The organism is Streptomyces cahuitamycinicus (assembly GCF_002891435.1).
Lineage (GTDB): Bacteria > Actinomycetota > Actinomycetes > Streptomycetales > Streptomycetaceae > Streptomyces > Streptomyces cahuitamycinicus.
This window is the reverse complement of record NZ_POUC01000923.1, coordinates 1-707: the sequence shown is the minus strand read 5'-3', so window position 1 is coordinate 707 and position 707 is coordinate 1. Positions and strand designations below refer to the sequence as shown.

Sequence of the window (707 nt, the reverse complement as noted above, 5' to 3'; positions counted from 1 at the left end):
GGCCGGGCTGGCGGTGGGTGTTCCTGCTGAACGTGCCACTGGCCCTGCTGTGCCTGCCGGTCGCCCTGCGGCACGTTCCGGAGTCGGGTGGGGCAGAGCGGGCGCACGGGCGGTTCGACGTGCTCGGGGCCGTGCTGGGGGCGCTGGCGCTCGCGCTGGTGACGTACGCGCTGATCGAGGCCGGCGGGGGCGGTGTGGTGGTCGTCGTCTCGGCGGTGGCCGGACTGGCCGCGGCCGTGGCGTTCGTGGTGGTCGAGCGGCGCCGGCCCGATCCGATGATGCCGCCGGACATCTTCGCGTCCCGGCAGTTCACAGCCGTCAACCTGGTCACGCTGTGCGTGTACGCGGCGCTCGGCGGGTTCTTCTTCCTCGCCGCGCTCCAGCTCCAGGTGGTCGTGGGCTACTCGGCCCTCGCCGCCGGTACGGCGCTGCTGCCGACGACCGTGCTGATGCTGCTGCTGTCCGCACGGTCCGGGGAACTGGCCGACCGGATCGGGCCGCGGATCCCGCTGACGGCGGGACCGCTGCTGTGCGCGGCCGGGATGCTGCTGATGCTGCGGGTCGGGCGGGGGGCGTCCTACCTCGCCGACGTGCTGCCGGCGCTGATGGTGCTCGGGCTGGGCATGGTCACGCTGGTGGCGCCGCTGACGGCGACGGTCCTGGGCTCGGTGAGCGTGGTGCGGGCCGGTCTGGCCAGCGGCATCAAC

Annotated in this window: 1 protein-coding gene; it reads left to right on the top strand. The window is 74.1% G+C overall.

What is annotated here, in order from left to right:
• A partial coding sequence (locus tag C1J00_RS43910) for an MFS transporter (protein WP_342751824.1) occupies window positions 1-707 on the top strand: 707 nt, incomplete at both ends.